This window comes from Salmonella sp. SAL4457 (assembly GCF_046548235.1).
Lineage (GTDB): Bacteria > Pseudomonadota > Gammaproteobacteria > Enterobacterales > Enterobacteriaceae > Salmonella > Salmonella enterica.
In genome coordinates this window covers 1-336 of record NZ_JBGDZO010000190.1, presented here as the reverse complement: position 1 = coordinate 336, position 336 = coordinate 1, and the positions used below count along the sequence as shown (strand labels likewise).

General features: G+C 69.6%; 1 protein-coding gene. It reads left to right on the top strand.

The features are described 5' to 3' along the window. Positions 1-336, top strand: a 336-nt coding sequence (locus ACLJNW_RS23855; protein WP_410961174.1) for a LysR substrate-binding domain-containing protein, incomplete at both ends; no start/stop codon positions are given.

Below are 336 nucleotides of genomic sequence, written 5' to 3'. Positions count from 1 at the left end.
GGGCGGCTTCGACGGGATCCGCATCCGCTCGCCGCAGACCGGCCGCGTGCGCTCCTGGCCGCTGCGCCGGCGCAACGGCGAGGAGGCGCCGATCGAGCTGCGCGAACGCATGACCATGAGCGACCCGGAAGCCACCTGCGAGGTCGCCGCCATGGGCCTGGGCATCACCCTGGTATGCATGCAGCACGCCTATGCCTACCTGGAGTCCGGCGCCCTGGTGCGGGTCCTGCCGGACTGGTACGTCGACGCCGGCAACACCAGCCTCTACTACGCGGCGAACAAGCTGCTACCGGCCAAGACCCGGGTCTTCGTCGACTTCGTCGTCGACTACTTCCG